This window comes from Bacillus sp. GZB, assembly GCF_001975995.1.
Classification (GTDB): domain Bacteria; phylum Bacillota; class Bacilli; order Bacillales; family Bacillaceae; genus Bacillus; species Bacillus velezensis.
Genome location: NZ_MTQG01000018.1, coordinates 319,204 through 337,897, shown reverse-complemented (window position 1 = coordinate 337,897; position 18,694 = coordinate 319,204). Strand labels below are relative to the sequence as shown.

17 protein-coding genes are annotated in these 18,694 nt (G+C 47.1%); 10 read left to right on the top strand and 7 right to left on the bottom strand.

Annotated elements, in window-relative coordinates; genetic code table 11:
- Nucleotides 1-31 precede the first annotated feature (31 nt).
- Nucleotides 32-919 (bottom strand): hypothetical protein, encoded by an 888-nt coding sequence (locus tag BXO87_RS17830; protein ID WP_038456835.1) that lies wholly within the window; start codon nucleotides 917-919, stop codon nucleotides 32-34.
- A gap of 71 nt (nucleotides 920-990) precedes the next feature.
- Nucleotides 991-3,195, bottom strand: a complete 2,205-nt coding sequence (locus BXO87_RS17825) for a glycoside hydrolase domain-containing protein (RefSeq protein ID WP_038456837.1) — start codon at nucleotides 3,193-3,195, stop codon at nucleotides 991-993.
- 375 nt (nucleotides 3,196-3,570) lie between these two features.
- Between BXO87_RS17825 and BXO87_RS17820 the strand changes: the two genes are divergently transcribed.
- The 9 genes from BXO87_RS17820 (at nucleotide 3,571) to trhO (ending at nucleotide 10,817) form a co-directional block, all read left to right on the top strand.
- Nucleotides 3,571-4,014, top strand: coding sequence for a hypothetical protein (locus BXO87_RS17820; protein WP_038456840.1), 444 nt, complete (start codon nucleotides 3,571-3,573; stop codon nucleotides 4,012-4,014).
- A gap of 264 nt (nucleotides 4,015-4,278) precedes the next feature.
- Entirely contained in the window at nucleotides 4,279-4,749 is a 471-nt protein-coding gene (locus BXO87_RS17815) for a helix-turn-helix transcriptional regulator (protein ID WP_016936884.1), read from the top strand.
- 72 nt (nucleotides 4,750-4,821) lie between these two features.
- A complete protein-coding gene (locus BXO87_RS17810; RefSeq protein WP_038456845.1) occupies nucleotides 4,822-5,892 on the top strand; it encodes an iron-containing alcohol dehydrogenase family protein in 1,071 nt (356 codons plus the stop codon).
- Between the two features lie 81 nt (nucleotides 5,893-5,973).
- Nucleotides 5,974-7,128, top strand: coding sequence for a phosphoribosylglycinamide formyltransferase 2 (gene purT / locus BXO87_RS17805; protein ID WP_011996252.1), 1,155 nt, complete (start codon nucleotides 5,974-5,976; stop codon nucleotides 7,126-7,128).
- Nucleotides 7,129-7,605: 477 nt separating this feature from the next.
- Nucleotides 7,606-8,139: a CDP-diacylglycerol--serine O-phosphatidyltransferase gene (pssA, locus tag BXO87_RS17800; protein WP_007409002.1), complete on the top strand. Its 534-nt coding sequence runs from the start codon at nucleotides 7,606-7,608 to the stop codon at nucleotides 8,137-8,139.
- Nucleotides 8,130-8,618, top strand: a complete 489-nt coding sequence (locus tag BXO87_RS17795; RefSeq protein WP_003156711.1) for a DedA family protein — start codon at nucleotides 8,130-8,132, stop codon at nucleotides 8,616-8,618. Before pssA ends, BXO87_RS17795 begins: the two co-directional genes overlap by 10 nt.
- Nucleotides 8,611-9,426, top strand: coding sequence for a phosphatidylserine decarboxylase (locus BXO87_RS17790; protein WP_007409003.1), 816 nt, complete (start codon nucleotides 8,611-8,613; stop codon nucleotides 9,424-9,426). The genes BXO87_RS17795 and BXO87_RS17790 overlap by 8 nt, the downstream gene beginning before the upstream one ends.
- 42 nt (nucleotides 9,427-9,468) lie before the next feature.
- A complete protein-coding gene (locus tag BXO87_RS17785) occupies nucleotides 9,469-9,744 on the top strand; it encodes a hypothetical protein (RefSeq protein WP_038456848.1) in 276 nt (91 codons plus the stop codon).
- Between the two features lie 104 nt (nucleotides 9,745-9,848).
- Nucleotides 9,849-10,817 carry an oxygen-dependent tRNA uridine(34) hydroxylase TrhO gene (gene trhO / locus BXO87_RS17780; RefSeq protein WP_007609165.1) on the top strand — a complete coding sequence of 323 codons (969 nt, stop codon included), beginning with the start codon at nucleotides 9,849-9,851 and terminating at the stop codon, nucleotides 10,815-10,817.
- Nucleotides 10,818-10,853: 36 nt separating this feature from the next.
- Here the strand turns inward: trhO and gltP are convergent, their stop codons facing one another.
- Nucleotides 10,854-12,104 (bottom strand): glutamate-aspartate/proton symporter GltP, encoded by a 1,251-nt coding sequence (gene gltP / locus BXO87_RS17775; RefSeq protein ID WP_007409006.1) that lies wholly within the window; start codon nucleotides 12,102-12,104, stop codon nucleotides 10,854-10,856.
- Between the two features lie 370 nt (nucleotides 12,105-12,474).
- Here gltP and BXO87_RS17770 point away from each other — a divergent pair, with 370 nt between their 5' ends.
- Nucleotides 12,475-13,542, top strand: a complete 1,068-nt coding sequence (locus tag BXO87_RS17770; protein ID WP_038460647.1) for a branched-chain amino acid aminotransferase — start codon at nucleotides 12,475-12,477, stop codon at nucleotides 13,540-13,542.
- A 40-nt stretch (nucleotides 13,543-13,582) separates the two neighbouring features.
- On the opposite strand, the gene BXO87_RS17765 is transcribed toward BXO87_RS17770, so the two are convergent.
- From BXO87_RS17765 to BXO87_RS17750, 4 genes are all read right to left on the bottom strand, one after another.
- Complete coding sequence (locus tag BXO87_RS17765) at nucleotides 13,583-14,986, bottom strand: amino acid permease (protein ID WP_161941457.1); 1,404 nt, start codon at nucleotides 14,984-14,986, stop codon at nucleotides 13,583-13,585.
- A 113-nt stretch (nucleotides 14,987-15,099) separates the two neighbouring features.
- Complete coding sequence (mmuM, locus tag BXO87_RS17760; RefSeq protein ID WP_038456855.1) at nucleotides 15,100-16,047, bottom strand: homocysteine S-methyltransferase; 948 nt, start codon at nucleotides 16,045-16,047, stop codon at nucleotides 15,100-15,102.
- Nucleotides 16,048-16,162: 115 nt separating this feature from the next.
- Nucleotides 16,163-17,599, bottom strand: coding sequence for an alanine/glycine:cation symporter family protein (locus BXO87_RS17755; RefSeq protein ID WP_032872708.1), 1,437 nt, complete (start codon nucleotides 17,597-17,599; stop codon nucleotides 16,163-16,165).
- 24 nt (nucleotides 17,600-17,623) lie between these two features.
- Entirely contained in the window at nucleotides 17,624-18,607 is a 984-nt protein-coding gene (locus tag BXO87_RS17750; RefSeq protein ID WP_007409011.1) for a glutaminase, read from the bottom strand.
- Nucleotides 18,608-18,694: the final 87 nt, after the last annotated feature.

Here is an 18,694-nt window from a genome sequence, read left to right as displayed (position 1 = left end):
TAATAAAAAAACCCCTTAAGCAGAGGGGTTTTTAACTGATCATGTCTTTGTATCGTTGTTCGAGGACGAAGTCTATCATTCCGGTGATACGGGTGTTTTCAGCGTTCTTTGTAAAGTGAGGAATGGAGTGCAAAGGCCCTTTTTGGTACAGTTTCAGCAGTTTTATTAGATATATTAAGCCCCTGGCGAATAAAAAAAGCAGAAGATACGGAAGTAGGCGGGGAACATGAACATAGCTGACTTGACCTGAGAAAAGTGCAGTCAGAAACATAGCAATAATGCTTCCGATAAAAATCCATTTCATAAAATCCAATAATGAGAAGTCAGGTTTGGAAAACTGATTTTTCAGATTGAATAACTTCTCAGTATCTTGTTCTTCAAGACATTTCATCAGTTCTTCATCATTTTTACAAGAGCTAATCTGCTTCATGCTTTCTTCGAGTGTATCATCACTTTGTTTACCGCCCGCTAAAGAAGCCAGTGTACGATATTTCTTTTCCAGATTTGTATTTATCATATTTATAACCCGGAAGGAGTAAGTGTTTCTTCTTAAGCGGTTGTCAGGTAACCGGTCTTTCTTTTCGCGCGAAAAAAACATATAAAACACGACAATACATCCGATTGTAAACAGTGAAAACACTGCCGGCAAAAGATCAGATAAAATGGGAATAGGTATGAGTGTTTTGACTTGAATAAACAAGAATGAAGTGAAGATCAACGCCATCGCTATACAGCAAAAAGCAATCTTCATGAGCATTTGAAAAGGAAGAGCCGGGGCAGAGTAATAGTACTTTAAAAGACTGAGCGTATGTACATCTTGTTCAGATAAAAAGTCCATCATTTCTTGTTCATTCTTACATTTTAACAATCTTTGTGCAGTTTGCTTTGCGGTGTTAAATGCGGATTGATTTTCATTCAATGAGTGAAACCTCCAAAAAAATAATAGGAATAAAACTGCATGAATATCTTATTCATGCAGTTTTTCTTTGATTAGTAGAGATCAGTCATATAAGCGTAAAGGGCTAGTAAAACTGCGGCGAATTCAGTTACAGCTTCTACTGTTTTATTCCCGGTCGGTTTTTCAGTAAGGATCTTAGAGGTGAAATAGAAAGCAGACACCCCTGCAACAATAACGAGAGTTGAAGGGAGAAGATCCCAGTCCTTCGCTAATTCACTTTCTGAAGCTGAAACCGGTACACCTTTATACGTTTTAATTCTAAACGTAAACATGGTCGTAAGTCCAGTTGTGGACCCATCGGCAACTGGAATGTCAGGTGTATAGATTTTAATTGAAACATCTAATGATTGAGCAGAAGGGGTTACTGCCATTTCCAGATAACCGTTTCTTACAGATAGGCTCAGATTGTCTAATAAATTTTGATATGAACGGATGTCTGAAGCCGTAAGTATTGTTTGTGTATCTCCCAGTAAACCAGTAACATATGCCCCTGGCTTTCCATTTGTTATTGTCATTGTATTAGCAGACCCCTCACTTGGGATCGTATACAGAATTGAAGTAGACAATAAGATATCTAAAGTTGGGGAAGTAAAAATGGTTTCGGTTGTACCGAATTCGAACATCATATTGGCAAGACCGGATACATTCTCCAAATCCGGAATTGTTGACAGGATATTGGTTAATGTGTTTAGTCTTGCATCATACACAGGATCAGAAGGCGGATGGACGCTGCTTACACCTGAGTCTTTTCCGGAGTATCCGTCTTTGTCAATGGCGACTTTTCCCGCTCCGCTTCCGATCGTTCCTTCATAAAATTGATCAAAAGCCCAGTTTTTCGGCATCGGGTATCCGAGGTTGCCGCTGAATCCGGTCGACATGTTAGCCGTAAAACTATATTTGGTCAGACCTGCTTCTGACGTCCGGATACAAATGTTTCTCGGTCCGTATACCCCGATTTCATATTTCGGCGCAGTTGAGAACGCCTGCATTTTCATAAAAGCTGACTTGATTTCTTGAAAGTAAGGGATGATTTTATCTGTGACTTCATAATCATACGCATCGAAATCGACGGCAAAGTAAATGGTCGTTCCTGACGGAAAACCTAATCTTCTGGCGGCTGATGCGGCGCTGTACGCATCTCTCGTTCCTTGGTCTTTTACAAAATAAGAAGATTCATAGCCGCCGTCCTGATAAATCGGAAACACGCTTAAGCCGGCATTGAAAATAGTGGAGAGTTCTTTTGACGTTAATGCTTTCGATGTCAGTCCGCTGCTTGTCCGTACATTCCCGGTCAGATATCTTCCCACGATCTTATAGCCATTCTCACGCAAAGTTTTAGCCGTATCTGCCGTCAAAATGGCAGCGGTGTCACAAGCTGAAGCAGCACGGGTTGTGTCGCCTGAGCTTGATAATAAAGCTTTAATCGTCGGCATGTCCGCATAACCAGTCTGCGGCAGGCACATAAACTTTTGGAAAGCTTTCACTGCCGATACAACTCCGACGCCGTATTTTCCGTCGAATTCACCGGGATCAAAAGCTTCCCCATTACAGTAAAGCGCGTATTGAACAATCAAAACAAAGCCTGTCCGTGAGTCGCCGGGAGTCAAGGTAGGACATAAGCTGGTCGTTCCGTTCCCGAAAAATCCATTGGCGACGCTTGTGCTCATGCCTTCTTCTTTTTGCAGGGCATAAATGAGAGCCTTGTTTGTATCGCGGGCATATAAGCCGTCACAAGGCATCAAACCGATGTAGTCATTGTAATCCCGGTTCAGGTTCTGCTGGATTTGGCGGATTTTTTTGTCGCCTCCCGCTACTAATCGAAAAGCGCTCATATCCAGCAAAGCTTTCATAATGAGTGCCGTGACGATGCCGTCTTGCTTAGTGAGCCCGGCCGCTTTTTGAAACTCTTTTACAGCGCTTTCGGTATTTTCATAGAAAACGCCTGAAAATCCGCCGGGGTTAAAACCTTTACACCACAGCGCCCCTTGCAGAATGTAATTCATGTTTGTCGGCTTAGAATCGGGAGCCTGCTTTTTCAACGGCTTAAACAATCTTTGTGTCGTCGGGCCGAAGTTATCGGCAGGTTCTGAAATACCAAGTTCAATTTGAAGCGCCCGTGTCAGACCGTAAATGGTATCCCAGCCCGTTTTTCCGTTTTCCGGCACTTTGTTGTACCCGTGTCTGCCTTTATACGTTTCATTCAGCCATTGTTGTGTTTCCAGGACCATTTCGTCCATTGCAATCCCTCCATTAGGTGTAGTGTGCGTTCATTCATAGGTGGCAAACGTATGACAGTTTGTCATGGATGCAGAAGTTTATCCAAGGAGAGCCCCATCATACAGCCGCAGAACAAACGCCGAAAGAGAGGCATTGATAGGAAAAGACCTCGCTATGACAATTGATACAAAAACAACAAAATGAATAGCGGTTTAAAGTAACTTTTTCACTTAATCAAAAATAACAAGAATCATAAGTAGTAGTCATATAGTCATTTTAAGGGATGTTCACATCTCTTCCTGCAGTCAAAATGGTTAGTTGGACGGATTTATGATTGGCCATATTGTCATTAACATAAATAGGGTAAATAGTTACAGGAAGGAAGGGTTTTCTCGATGAAAAGCAAAAAGATTTTTAAGTCGCTCATCATTATTTTTACTCTTTTAATCAGCGGAATTGGTTTTATGAGTTTTTCTTCTCCGCAAAAAGCAGAGGCTAAAGACTGGCTTCATACTTATAAAAGCGGGTATTTCACTAACTATGTGATCAATACATATCACCCTAAATTCACTAAAACGACAAAAAAGTACAGCTTGAGAGCCGTGACTTTTAAATCCAACAGTAAAGGGAAGGGCACGTATAAAATATACGTCCAAAAGCAAGTCAACGGCAAAGGTGCCTGGAAAACAATCAAAACCGCCAATGCAAAGAAAAATGGAACGACTTATTTTGAAACACCTTCGTTGAAAAAAGGAGATTCATACAGATTTAAATTGGTCAATCAGGGTTCGAAAAAACGTGTCAATTATAGTGCAAGATGGATTGTATTCGCTTCATAATGCTGATTTTCCGGTCTGTAAAGTTTTAGCTGCTGCTGCTGCGGCAGCTTTTTATTTTCTCCGGATCTCAACCGCCAGGGAGCCCGCCCCTGTCTCTTCGGGCGTACGTTTGTATTTCACCGCATCATTCTGGATTATGCGGAAAGGTACATCGCTTCAATGATAAGCCAGTCCCGGGTTCTTTTGATTCGTTTGAAAATGTTCTGATATAAAAAAGGCGTGCCGCGGTGTAAAATGGCTATATTGATAAATATGGAGGTTGAGATGGATCAAGATTATATGACTGAGCTTGTCTCAGTCCAGCTGAAGAAAATCCGGTCGGAGAGAGGCTACACACAGGAGAAAATGGCGGATGTGATCGGTCTTTCCAAAAAGGCGCTGGTGCAGATTGAGAAAGGGCGGGCGCTTGCGGAATGGCCGCACGTTGTGGCGGTTTGCGCGCTTTTTAGATCAAGTGAAACACTGCAATCCGTATTAGGAGATGATCCGCTGGAGGTCATTGAAGCGGTTGCCCATCGCACAATTGACAGGCCGAAGGGGAAGACGATGGGCGGCAAGGTGTGGTGGAAAACCATCGAGAAAAAAGGCGAGTTCCGCTTGCAGCAGCATTTGATTTCCCACCATTACCGCATCCTTGATTCCTATGATGATCTGTGGTTCAGCAGTTTTGAAAAGGCAGAGGCTTTGGAGCGGCTTGATGAGCTGTTTTTGGAGGCGGAAGAAGCGAAGCGCTGACGCACCTCCGGTTGATGTATTTTCTGACAAGTGGGAAAATATATATAAATTCCAGCCAAAGGAGAGATTCGAATGAAGCCTGAAGATATCGTCCGAAGCGGCCCGAATCAGTACATATGCAAGGAAGGAATCGCAAAAGAACTTCTAGGACTGCTAGAGACATTCAGAAAACCCGTTATTGTGACCGGAATCAAATCCTATCAGGCGTTCTCCGATTACAGCGGCGTTTCTTCCTGGGATGTGATTCAGCATAAAGGATACTGTTCACCTGAGGCGGTGCGTAAGGTCTGTGAGCAGGCGGAAGACGCGGATGTGATCATCGGTATCGGAGGCGGCACGATTTTGGATTTGGCAAAAGCGGCGGCAGACCGGCTTGATATAGAGGCTGTGATGGTTCCTTCCATTGCAGGGACGTGTGCGGCAAGTACGCCGTTAAGTGTCATATATGATGAGAGCGGCAATTTTATCAGAGTTGATTATCATAAGCGTTCAAGCTATTTGACGCTTGTTGATCCGCTGTTTTTGCTTTCCTCTCCCATTGAATATATGAAAAGCGGGATCGGTGATACGCTGGTGAAATGGTATGAGGCCGAGGCGGTCATCAGAAATACGGAGGAGGCGGCGCCGCTGATGGCGCAGGCGGGGCTGAGACAGGCGGAATATATCCGTAATCTGTTATTGCGTTACAGTGAAGCGGCCGTCGGAAGCATGGAGAAAGGCGAGCTGTCCGTGCCGTTCATCCATACGGCGGAAACGATCATTATGCTTGCGGGAACGGTCGGCGGGTATGGCGGCCGTTTGTGCAGGATGGCAGGGGCGCATGCGGTCCACAACGGACTCAGTTTTCTTCAGGAGACACATCAGGTGCTGCATGGCCAGAAGGTTGCTTACGGCATATTGGTGCAGCTCGCGCTTGAGAATCGGAGGCCTGAGATTGAAGAGCTGCTTCCGTTTTACCGCCGGCTCGGTTTCCCCGTCAGTCTCTGTGATCTCGGCATCCTTGACAATCATGAGGAAGCCAAGCGCCGTATTGCTTCTCACGCCTGCCGGGCGGAAGAATCGTTATGTTTAATGGGGCAATATCGCGAGAAGGACGTGTCAGCTGCGATTGAATCGCTCGAATCAGCGCAAAAGACAGGATAGAGCTTGTCATCTATCTTGTCTTTATTTTTTGAATATTTCCGTTATAATGAGTGGGGTATAGAAAGGGAGGGGCCAAAGGACATGTATCAGGCGAAGAAGATGTTGTTATTAGGATCAGGCGAGCTGGGGAAAGAAGTCGTCATTGAAGCGCAGCGGCTCGGGGTTGTCACTGTAGCCGTTGACAGCTATGAGCATGCTCCCGCCATGCAGGCCGCGCACAAAAGCTATGTGATTGATATGCTTGATAAAGCGCAGGTCAGAGAAGTCATTGAGAAAGAAAAACCGGACTTGATCGTGCCGGAAGTGGAAGCCATTGCGACGGATGAGCTGCTGAAGCTTGAGGAAGAAGGTTTTCACGTCATTCCGAATGCGCGTGCGGCAAAGCTGACGATGGACCGTGAAGGCATCAGACGGCTTGCGGCAGAGACGCTTCATCTTCCGACTGCCGGCTATGAATTCGCGAATACATATGAAGAATTTAAAGAAGCGGCGGAAACAATCGGCTTTCCGTGCGTGGTAAAACCGCTGATGAGCTCTTCCGGAAAAGGGCAAAGCGTGTGCCGCTCGGCTTCCGGGCTGAAAAGCTGCTGGGACATGGCGATGGAAGGCGGCCGGGTGAAAAACGGCCGGGTCATCGTTGAGGAATTCATTCCGTTTGAATCAGAAATCACGCTTCTGACAGTGCGCGCGGCGAACGGTACGTCCTTTTGCGCGCCGATCGGACATGAACAAAAAGACGGTGACTATATTGAATCATGGCAGCCTCATCATATGACGGAACAGCAGATCAAAGAGGCGAAACACATTGCGAAAAGCATAACGGACGAGCTCGGCGGATACGGTTTGTTCGGGGTGGAGCTTTTCCTTACTGAAGATAAAGTATATTTCAGCGAGGTGTCTCCCCGTCCGCACGATACGGGGCTCGTTACGCTTGTGACGCAAAATTTGTCAGAGTTTGCGCTGCATGTCCGCGCGGTATTGGGATTCCCGATTCCGGAAATCACTCAGCTGTCGCCGGGGGCAAGCCGTCCGCTGAAGGCGCCAAAAGAGCTTGCTGATTATGCGGTTGAAGGTTTGGAGAAAGCTTTGGCGGTAAAAAGCACTCAGGTCCGCGTATTCGGTAAACCCGTCACGAAAGTAGGACGCCGTATGGCGGTTGCGCTTTCTGCAGCTGAGACCGTTGAAGAGGCCAGAGAAAGAGCGGCTGAAGCACTCAGTCATTTATCAATTACATAAAATGATCTTAAAAGGCGTTTTTACCGTAATGGTAAGGCGCCTTTTTTGTTTGGACAGACTATATACTGGAAAACGGGGTTGTGAGATAATGTATGAGGCCGTTTTGTGCCGGCTTTTTAATTCTTGAAACTTTTTATGTCCGCAATCGTTATATGTAATGTTCTCATTTCACGGAGAAGGAAATAACAATACATCATACGGCTTTTCATTCATCAAGAACGGACAATCCGGATCGCAGCATGGAATATTTAAGCAGGGTAATCCGGAATAGAGGAAACCATGATTGCTTACCTTAATATGAACGGCGAAAAAACAAAAATCACCAGATTAGATTGTTCAAATAACACCAAATGCTGTATAATAAAAGAATTTGAATGATAGCATTGAAAGGATTCCATTTTATGTTTCCGTAAAATGGAGTCTTTATGCATACGCAGTCCGATTTGATATGGTTTTAATTGGAGGTTTGTGTAAACTGTGAATTATATACCTAGTATGATTACAATTGGAAATTTCATTTGCGGGCTCTTATCGATTCATTCCCTTTTGTATCATAATATACACTCTGCGGTGATCTTTATTTTCACTGGGATGTTTCTTGATTTCTTTGACGGTTTGGCCGCCCGTAAGCTGAACGCGGTATCGGAGATGGGAAGGGAGCTTGACTCTTTTGCGGATCTCGTGACGTTCGGCGTAGCGCCGTCCATGCTCGCTTACAGTGTTTCACTATATACGATTCCGTTCATCGGAATTTTAATCGCGCTTTCCTACAGTATCTGCGGGATGATCCGTCTTTCCAGATTTAATATTGAACAAAGCAAGCTGCCGACGTTTATCGGGATGCCGATTCCGTTTGCGGGTATGTGTCTTGTCATTTTGAGTTTTATCAATAACGCTTTTCTTCTGGGGGCGGGAACGATCGCGCTCGGTTATTTAATGGTCAGCAACATTAAATTTCCGCACTTTAAAAAACAGGCGCCTGAAAACCTGGAGAGCAGAAGATGGAATTAGTTCAGCAATTAATATCCGATTACGGATATATCGCGATTTTTCTTATGCTGACACTCGGTATTATCGGATTGCCAATTCCGGATGAAGTCATGATGACGCTTGTGGGCTACTTCGCTCATTTAAACGTGCTGAATTACGGGCTCTCCATTCTGATCAGCTTTATCGGAGCGCTCCTTGGGATGATTATCAGCTACTTCATCGGCAGAAAAGCCGGTCGGCCGTTTATTAATAAGTTCGGAAAATGGGTCGGCCTGAAGGAAAAGAGGATGGAGAAAGTAGACAGGTGGATGAAGAAGTACGGGCCGTACACCATTATTTTAGGTTATTTCATCCCTGGCATCAGACACGTGACCTGCTACTTTTCCGGAATCGGCAGAATGGAATTCAAAACCTACTTATGCTTCGCCGCCATCGGAGCGTTTTTATGGTGTTTTATTTTTATTACTATAGGAAAATTCATAGGAGTAATCAATGTTTAATACTGCCGCTAAAGTTCTTTACCGTTCATTGATTGAACTGACTAATAATCGATTGACGTCTTATCTCATTAAAAACTTCTGTGAATCGAAACTGAGCAAGCCGATGATTCCGCTGTTTTCCAAACACTATCGCATCAACTGGAATGAAACGGAACGTACGGCTTCTGACTTTGATTCACTGGCGTCATTTTTCATTCGTGATATTAATTTGAATCTCCGCCCCGTGGCAAAAGAGAAGAACGCCATCGTCAGCCCGGTGGACGGCGTCGTTCAGACGGTTGGCATGATTAAACCCAATCAAACTTTCATGGTAAAAGGGAAGGATTATTCGTTCGCCGAACTGACGGGGTTTAAAAGCGCCGATCACAAGTATAACGGCGGGTGTTTTGCCGTGCTTTATCTGAGCCCGAGACATTACCACCGCTTCCATTCTCCCGTCAGCTGCACGTATCAGAAGCTGGCCGAGTTGGGGAAACGCTCCTATCCCGTTAATACGATGGGATTGAAGTACGGGAAAGATGTGCTCTCAAAAAATTACCGTTATGTGTACGAGCTGACCCGTGCTGACCAGCAGATGCTCATGATCCCGGTAGGTGCGATGAATATTAACTCGATCGTTCAGACAAACACCGGAAACAGGCTTGAGACGGGGGAAGAGCTGGGCTATTTTTCATTTGGATCGACCGTTATTTTAGTATTCGAGAAAGATATGTTTACCCCTTCGGATAACCTGACTGAAGGCCGTGAATTACAGGTCGGTCAGATCATCGGTTATGCGGAGTCACAGGAGGAGGCGTCCGCTTTATAAAAGCTGCTCCTCTTTTTTATATGGTGTAAGGAAGTGAACATTATGAAAGAAAAGGATTTGGCAAAGCTGATAGAGCAGTACCAGCATACAGGGGATCAGCAAATTCTTGAAGCCGTGCGGGACGCATGCCGGCCTGTCGTTGAGGCGCTTATCTCAGAAATGGCTGAAGACAGCGCCGATCTTCTGCGGGCAAAAGGCCGTGACCGTTTTCCGTTTATCATCGGCAAGTATCAGACCGCGGCCGGCCTTTCGCTTGAGACCTTTTTGCGCAACACGTATCGGTTTTATTTTCAGCAGGTTTTAAAAGGCGAAGCGTGACTGGAAGAAAGAGTACGGACGGAAATGTTCATCTTTCGCCCGTTTTCCTGTATGATATAGTAGAGTGTGCGATCATTAATTTAATTGAACAGGGTGTATAAATCATGGAAAAACAATATAGAGTTTTACTTTATTATAAATATGTAAAGATTGATGAGCCTGAGGAGTTCACGGCTCAGCATTTGAAGTTTTGTAAGGAGCTCGGTCTGTTAGGCCGTATTTTGATTTCTGAAGAAGGCATTAACGGTACGGTGTCCGGAACGGTTGAACAGACGGAACAATACATGAATGCGCTGAAAGCTGATCCGCGCTTTGCCGACATGCCGATCAAAATTGACGAGGCTGACGGACATGCATTCCGCAAAATGTTTGTGCGTCATAAAAAAGAATTGGTGACGCTTCGTCTCGAAGATGATGTTGATCCGAATGTCACGACGGGCAAGCATTTGAAACCGAAAGATTTTTATGAGCAAATGCAGGATCCTGACACGATCGTGATCGACGCCAGAAACGACTATGAGTATGACCTCGGTCATTTCCGCGGAGCGGTCAGACCTGATATTGAGGCGTTCCGTGAGCTGCCGGACTGGATTGAAGAGCACAAAGACATGCTTGAAGGCAAAAAAATTCTCACGTACTGCACAGGCGGCGTACGCTGTGAAAAATTTTCCGGCTGGCTGCTGAAGAAGGGCTTTGAAGACGTGTCCCAGCTTGACGGCGGTATCGTCACTTACGGTAAAGATCCTGAAGTGAAAGGGCAGCTGTGGGATGGACAGTGCTACGTGTTTGACGAAAGAATCAGCGTACCGGTCAACCGCGTAGAGCACGTTATCATCGGAAAAGATTATTTCACGGGCGAGCCGTGCGAGCGTTATGTGAACTGCGCAAATCCGGCATGTAATAAAAAAATGATCTGCACACCTGAGAATGAATACAAATACATGCGCAGCTGCAGTCACGAATGCCGTACGAACGAACGCAACATGTATGTGAAAGAGCACGAAATGACTCAGGAAGAAATCAATGAACGCCTTGCTTTGATTGAAAAAGAGGATCATGCGGCGATTGATTAATAGAAAAGACCACCAATGAGGTGGTCTTTTTTGTGTTTACATACTTTCTGTCCGGGCGGTCTGGTCTGCCGTGACGGGTCCTTTATATTTAAATGCTTTTTCCCACTTGGACACGACGATGCAGGCGACCGCATGGCCGGGCACGTTGACGCCGGTTCTCGCCATGTCCATGACGCGGTCGACACCGGCAATGATGGCGACGCCTTCCGCGGGGAGACCGACGGCATTCGCTGTCGCCAGAAGCACGACGAGTGAGCCTGACGGGACGGCGGCAATGCCTTTGCTTGTCATGACGAGCACAAGCATCATCAGAAGCTGCTGAGAAAGCGGCATCTCCACATGAAACGCCTGCGCCAGAAAAATACAGGACACCGATAAATAGAGGCTTGAGCCGTCACAGTTCAGCGATAAACCTGACGGAACCACAAAGGAGACGACCCGCTTCGGACAGCCGTATTTCTCCATCCGATCCATCAGCTGAGGCAGAATGGTTTCTGTGCTTGTCGTGGAGAAAGCGATCAAAAACAGATCCCAAATCATTTTCAGCACTTCAAAGTATTTGATTTTAAAGATAAGCCCCACGATCGGAAACAGAACGAAGAGTATCAGGAACAGCCCGAGGAACACAGTGCCGATCAGCTTCAGCATCGGAAGCAAAAGCGCGATTCCGAATTGCCCGACGGAGGCGGCCATCAGGGCGAGAACGCCGATCGGAGCGGTGACCATGACCATCTGCGTCAGCTTGAACATAATATTTGCCGTGGATTCGAAGAAACTCATGACAGGCGCGGAGGCTTTGCCGATGCCGGCTGCGGCAACACCGAATAAAATCGCGAAAAAAATGACGGCGAGGAGATCGTTTTTCGCCATAACGTCAATGATATTAACGGGGATAATATCAAGAAGCATTTGTTTCAGGTCGACTACTTTTTCCGTATAGCCGGAAAGCTCGTGAATGTCTTTTTTAGCAAGATGAGAAAGGTTAAGTCCGACTCCCGGCTTCAGCACGTTCGCCAATAACAGACCGAGCGCCAGAACAAGCGTCGTAATCACTTCGAACCAAATAATCGTTTTGATGCCGAGACTGCCCATTTTTTTCATACTGCCGCTGCCGGCGGCTCCGATGACAATGGTTGAAAACACGATCGGCACGACAATCATTTTAATCAGGCGGATAAATCCGTCTCCGACGGGCCGCAGCGCCATCCCGAAATCCGGGAAGAAATGGCCGATCAATGCTCCGATGGCTAAAGCGATCAAAATCTGGAATGCGATAAATTTTTTCAAGCGAATCCCCCTTTTACTTGCGCATTTCATACGTAATTCGTGAAGCAGGCGGCAACCACCTTCCTATCCGCCATAAATTTGTCACATTATTGACTGTGCGATAGAAAGGATTGTTTTACATTATGTAAGCGCAATCATTTAATATGACAGAAAGTCCTCATTGGAAAAAATGAAGGAGCATAAGAATAAAGAAAGATTTCCGATGAAAATATTAAAAATTTTGATAATTATCCTCTTATAAGTGGTATATTTGATATGATATGGTCAACTGCATTCTCATATATCTGTGCATACAAGATTCGGGACAGAAAAAACATGCAGCCTATAAAAGACTGAAAATTTAAACAATTATAAGGAAGGTGTGCTTTTGTTGAATCAACTGATTGAAAGACGTAAGGTCACAGCAAGAAAAGAAAAACCGGATTTCGCTTCATTGGGATTTGGCAAGTACTTCACAGATTACATGTTTGTTATGGATTACGAAGAGGAGAGAGGGTGGCATGATCCGAGAATCACCCCTTATGAACCGGTCCATCTTGATCCGTCCGCATCCGTTTTCCATTACGGGCAGGCCGTATTTGAAGGGCTGAAGGCTTATAGGTCAGAAGACGGCCGGGTGTTGATGTTCCGTCCTGACCAAAATATAAAACGGATGAATAAATCGTTACGGCGGATGAGCATGCCGCCTCTTGACGAGAAGCTGGCGCTGGAAGCATTGATACAATTGGTGGAGCTGGAGCAGGAATGGATACCGATAGAAAAAGGAACCTCTTTATATATTCGTCCGTTTGTAATTGCGACTGAGCCTTCTTTAGGCGTCCGGCCTTCAAAGCGTTACAAGTTCATGGTTGTTCTGACGCCTGTCGGTTCGTACTACGGCGATCAGCTGAAACCGATCCGTATTTATGTGGAGGATGAGTATGTGCGTGCCGTCACCGGCGGAGTGGGCGACGTCAAAACGTCCGGAAATTATGCGGCCAGCTTACAGGCTCAGCGGAAAGCCGAAGAACTGGGGTATGATCAGGTGCTTTGGCTCGACGGGGTGGAAAAGAAATATGCCGAAGAGGTAGGGAGTATGAATATCTTTTTCATCATAAACGGAGAGGCCGTAACGCCGGCATTAAACGGAAGCATTCTCGGGGGCATCACACGCGCATCTGTGATAGAGCTGTTAAAAAGCTGGGGCATCCGCGTCAGGGAAGAACAGGTCGCCATTGATGACATCTATGAGGCTGCGATGAGAGGCGAGGTGTCAGAGGTATTCGGTACGGGAACCGCGGCCGTCATCTCGCCGGTCGGCGCGCTGCACATTCACGGAGAAACGATTGAACTGAATAACGGTTTGATCGGTGAAGTGTCAGAAAGGCTCTATGAAACGATTGCCGGCATCCAAGTCGGGAAGGTGCGGGATTCGTTCAGATGGGTGGTTGAAGTATAAATGAAAAAAGAACCCTTGCGCTGCAGGGTTCTTTTTTCGGTTATTGGGATTTTACGGCTTGCACGCGGGCTCTGCTTTTCCGGTTTTTCAAGTAATAAGCGGTGTAGCAAACGGCCATAAATGCAATTCCGCAATAAAGGGCGATGGCCTGGTTCGGATCAAAAGCGATGCCGATACAGGAGGCGAGGCATAGGAGAAAGGCCGCTATCGGTACGGCCGGATATCCCGGTGTCCTGTATTTCAAGTCTGAAAGCTGGTGCCCGTCTGTAAGAAACCGTCTTCGGAACAAAAATTGCGATGCGGCGATGCTCATCCACACAGCCACTACCGCAAATCCTGAGACGGAGACGAGAACAAGATAGACTGTATCCGCTGCAAATACGCTTGACAACAACGACAGAATGCCGCCGATCATACTGAAGATCAGAGCGTTAAAAGGAATGCCTTTAGAGGTCAGCCTAGCAAAGGCGGGATGAAGCTCCCCTTCTTTAGACAGGGACCACAGCATACGTGATGACGCGTACAGCCCTGAATTGGCCGCAGACAGAAGCGCCGTTAAAATGACGAAATTCATCAGATCGGCCGCATAAGGCACGCCGATTCTGTCAAATACCGTGACAAACGGGCTTTCAATCACACCGGCTTCCTTGATAGAGATCATCCCTGACAGCACAAAAATCGTTCCGATAAAGAAAAGCGCCAGCCGCCAGACTGTGGTCTTAATGGCGCGCGGAACGGTTTTTTCCGGATCGGCGCTTTCCCCCGCAGCGATTCCGATCAATTCCGTCCCTGAAAAAGCAAAGTTTACTGAAAGCATCGTCATCAGTATCGGGAAAAAGCCATTTGGAAAAAGGCTGCCGCCATCCGTAAAGTTCGACAGCATAGGTGCGGCCTCACCGCTTTTCATCGGAACGATGCCGAACATCGCCGCTCCGCCCAATAAAATAAACAGTAAGATGGCTAAGACTTTAATACTTGAGAACCAAAACTCCGATTCAGCAAAAAATTTCACGGAGAAGGCGTTTAATAAAAAGATGAAAAGAGCGAATACCGCACTCCACATCCAAACTGAAGTATGCGGGAACCAACGCTGCATGAAAAGCCCGGCCGCCGTGAATTCAGAGCCCAGCGCCACCGCCCACGTCAGCCAGTACAGCCATGCGACCGTAAAGCCCGTCGCGGGCCCGATATAGGTCTTCGCATAGGTGTGGAATGCGCCCGTCACCGGCATGGCCACTGACAGTTCACCGAGGCAAAGCATGACAAGATAGACGATGCCCGCGCCCAAAAGGTAAGCGAAAATGGTGCCCGCCGGACCCGCCTGATGAATGGTATACCCAGAGCTTAAAAACAGCCCCGTTCCGATCACACCTCCGAGTGATAGCATAAAGAGGTGTCTGCTTTTCATACTTCTCTGAAAATTCGTCTCGTTCTTGTTGTTCATTGTTTTCCAACTTTCTGCGAGGGCCGTCCTAATAAAAAATCTCATGCCGGCGAACGGCACGAGATTCCGGCGAACCGGCTTTTTGAATAGAATATACAAACTATTCCGATTAGTCAAGTTGTTTTTAAGGTCTTGGCCCAATCGGCAATGGCCTGAATGTCCGCGGGTTTCGTCCGGCAGCAGCCTCCGATCAGGCTCACGCCGTTTTCGTACCAGCTTTGCGCGCTTTTTCCGAAATGGTTTTCGCACGCTGCGCCTTTCCAGGTTTTTGTCACTGGGTCATATTGTTCGCCGGAGTTCGGATAGGCGATAATCGGTTTGGACGTTGCCCGTTTGATTTCTTGTACCAGCTGCGGAATATGTTCGATCGGTGTGCAGTTGATGCCGATCGCTGCGATTTGGCTGCAGGAGCCGAGCAGAGCCGCGCATTCGGAAATAGGCGTGCCTTCGCTGATATGCCGTCCGTCTTTGGCGCTGAAGCTGATCCATGCATAAGTGCCGGGGAATTCCTCCAGCAGCCTTGTGATCGCTTTTGCTTCTGACAGGCACGGAATGGTCTCACAGGCCAAAAGGTCGGCGCCGGATTCTATGAGGGCTTTCATCCGGGGGCGGTGAAAGCTGATCAGCTCAGCCTCCGTCAGTCCGTAATGCCCGCGATATTCTGAGCCGTCAGCGAGGCTCGCGCCGTAAGGTCCGATAGAAGCGGCGACCAAAGGTTTGGGCCGGTGTAAACGGTTTTCTTCATGCGCCCAAAATTCATCGCGTGCTTGTGCGGCAAGTTCAACAGATGTCTGAATAAGACGTATCGCATCGGTTTCAGGGATGCCGCGCGCTGCAAATCCTTCGATTGTCGATTGATAACTGGCGGTGATCGCGCAATCAGCGCCGGCGGCAAAATATTCTGCATGCACCTGTTTGATCAGTTCCGGCCTCTCCAAAAGAATTTTTGCCGACCACAGATCGTCATGTAAATCACAGCCCATCCGCTCAAGCTCGGTTGCCATCGCGCCGTCTATGATCATCACCGGGTATTCATTTAATATTTGTGTAATGGGATTCATAGGCCTTCCTTTCTGACTTTACTGAAAATATATAAAAAGGGTAATGGACGCTATTCTCTTTGTCAATGAACCGGCAGAAAAAAGGTGTTCAGGACGCTGCCCGAACACCTTTTGTTTAGGAAATGTGTTTGCCTTTCGCACTTTTCGCGATGTCTGAATACTCCCAGCAGTCGATCCCGTCATCATCAGGGAGCACATCTCTGTAAAAGACGGGGTCCTTTCCGGCTTTCTTTTGCCGGACATAATCGCTCAAAGCGGCAAACGCTTTTTTTGACAGAAGGAAAATCGCGATTAAGTTCACGACCACCATTAAGCCCATGAACAAGTCAGCCATATCCCACACAAGCTGGACTTTGGAAATGCAGCCGAACAGTACCATTCCGAGCACACAGATGCGGTAAATGAACAGCCATTTTTTGTTCTGGCTTAAAAATCCGATATTGGTTTCTCCGTAATAATAGTTGCCCATCAGAGCGCTGAAGCCGAACAAAAGCATTAAGACGGCAAGGAAACCTGACGCCCACGCGCCGACATGATCGCTCAAGGCGGCCTGAGAAAGCGCGATGCCGCTCAGTCCCGGCTGGTGATACGCGTCTGAAAATAAAATGATAAGCGCCGTGCTTGTGCAAATGACGAGCGTATCCGTCAGGACGCCGAATGCCTGAATGAGCCCCTGTTTCACCGGGTGGCTCGTCGTAGCTGTCGCCGCCGCGTTCGGAGCGCTTCCCATACCCGCTTCATTTGAGAAAATCCCGCGCCTTACACCTTGCATCAAGGCCGCACCTAAAGCGCCGCCCGCTGCCTGATCAATGCCGAACGCATTTTTTACGATTAGCGACAGAACGCCGGGCAATTGGGTGATGTTCGTCAGAATGACAAAGAAAGCGACACCGATATATAAAACGGCCAAAACGACTACGATGTATTCCGCCATTTTCGCAATTCGTTTGACGCCGCCGAAGATTACGCCGCCGAAAACCAAGATTAAAATAATGCCCAATGTAAGCCGGCTGGTGCCGAATGCGTTTTGAAAGGCGACGCTGATCGTATTGGATTGAACGGAATTAAAAACAACCCCGAATGACAGTGTGATTAATACGGCGAACAGCGCGCCCATCCAGCGTTTCTTCAGGCCCTTTTCCATGTAATAGGCCGGGCCCCCGCGGAATCCGTTTTGATCTTTTACTTTATAAATTTGGGCCAGCGTGCTTTCAACAAAGCTTGAAGCCGAACCGATGACTGCGATAATCCACATCCAGAAAATAGCGCCCGGACCGCCGAGTGAGATCGCAATGGCGATTCCGGTAATATTCCCGGTTCCGACACGCGCCGCCATACTGATGCAAAATGCCTGAAACGGGGAAATGCTGTTTTTTGTCCGGGCGGCCGCGCCTTCCTTCAAAACCCGGATCATTTCCTTCAGCATGCGGACTTGCAGACCCTTTGATCTGAACGTGAAAAACAGTCCCAGAGAAAGAAGCAGTACGATTAACAGTTTTGACCATAAAAAATCATTTGCCGAGCCGATTACATTTTCAAGGAATTCCTGCATCCAATCACCTCTTGGTTCGTTTGATTAAAAAATACTGAGCTCCCACTCCTGTGCGATATGTTTCAGCAGCATGCCGCCGGTCAGGCTGTTGCCGTATTCATCAATGGCCGGACCGTAAATGCCGATGCCGCAGCCGTTATGAAAAGGCTGTTCTCTTCTGGCGCTTGGGGGAACCAATGCCATAATGCCGCCGGATACCCCGCTTTTGGCCGGGACGCCGACGAAAGCCGCATATTTGCCTGACGCATTGTACATCCCGCACGTCAGCATCAGGGCTTTGGCGAGTTTCGCGACATCTTTCGGAATGACCTGTTCCCGTCGGATCGGATGGTAGCCGTCATGCGCAAGTATCAATCCGATTAAAGCGATGTCCTCGGTTGTACCCTCCATGGCGCACTGCTTTAAATACACTTCAAGCGTTTCTTCCACATCCGCCTCGAGAAAGTTCGTTTCTTTTAAATAGTAGGCGAGCGCTCTGTTCCGATGCGCGGTCTGCCATTCAGAACGGAAGACCTCCTCGTGAATGTGAGGGCGTTTTCCTATTAATTTTTCAAAAACGGAAAAGAGATATTCTAATTTATCATGCGCCGTTTCACCCGGAAGCAACGAGGCGACGGTAATGGCGCCGGCATTGATCATCGGGTTGAAGGGCTTCCCGGGTTTATGGATTTCAAGCCGGATGATAGAATTAAACGCATCACCCGTCGGCTCCACATCCACACGATCAAGCACGTAAGAAATGCCTCTGTTCATGCAGGCGGCAATAAAGCTGATGACTTTTGAGATGCTCTGCAATGTGAACGGGACATTCCATTCACCGGCATGAATCATTGAGCCATCCGGCTCTAATATGCAAATGCCCAGCTGAGAGTCGTTGATTTCTCCAAGGGCGGGTATATAATTTGCGCTTTTTCCATTGACGGAAAACGGTCGGTAATGCTCCACCCAATCTTGTAAAAGTGAAGCCAGTTCCTCTTTTTCAAGGCGCTCTCTGACCATATCTTTCATAACATTCCTCCTCTATTGCAAGCCTGTCCGAAGCGGAACCCGGTCTTGGAAAACGTTTTCAAAAATAGCGTGTTCCATGTTAATGTA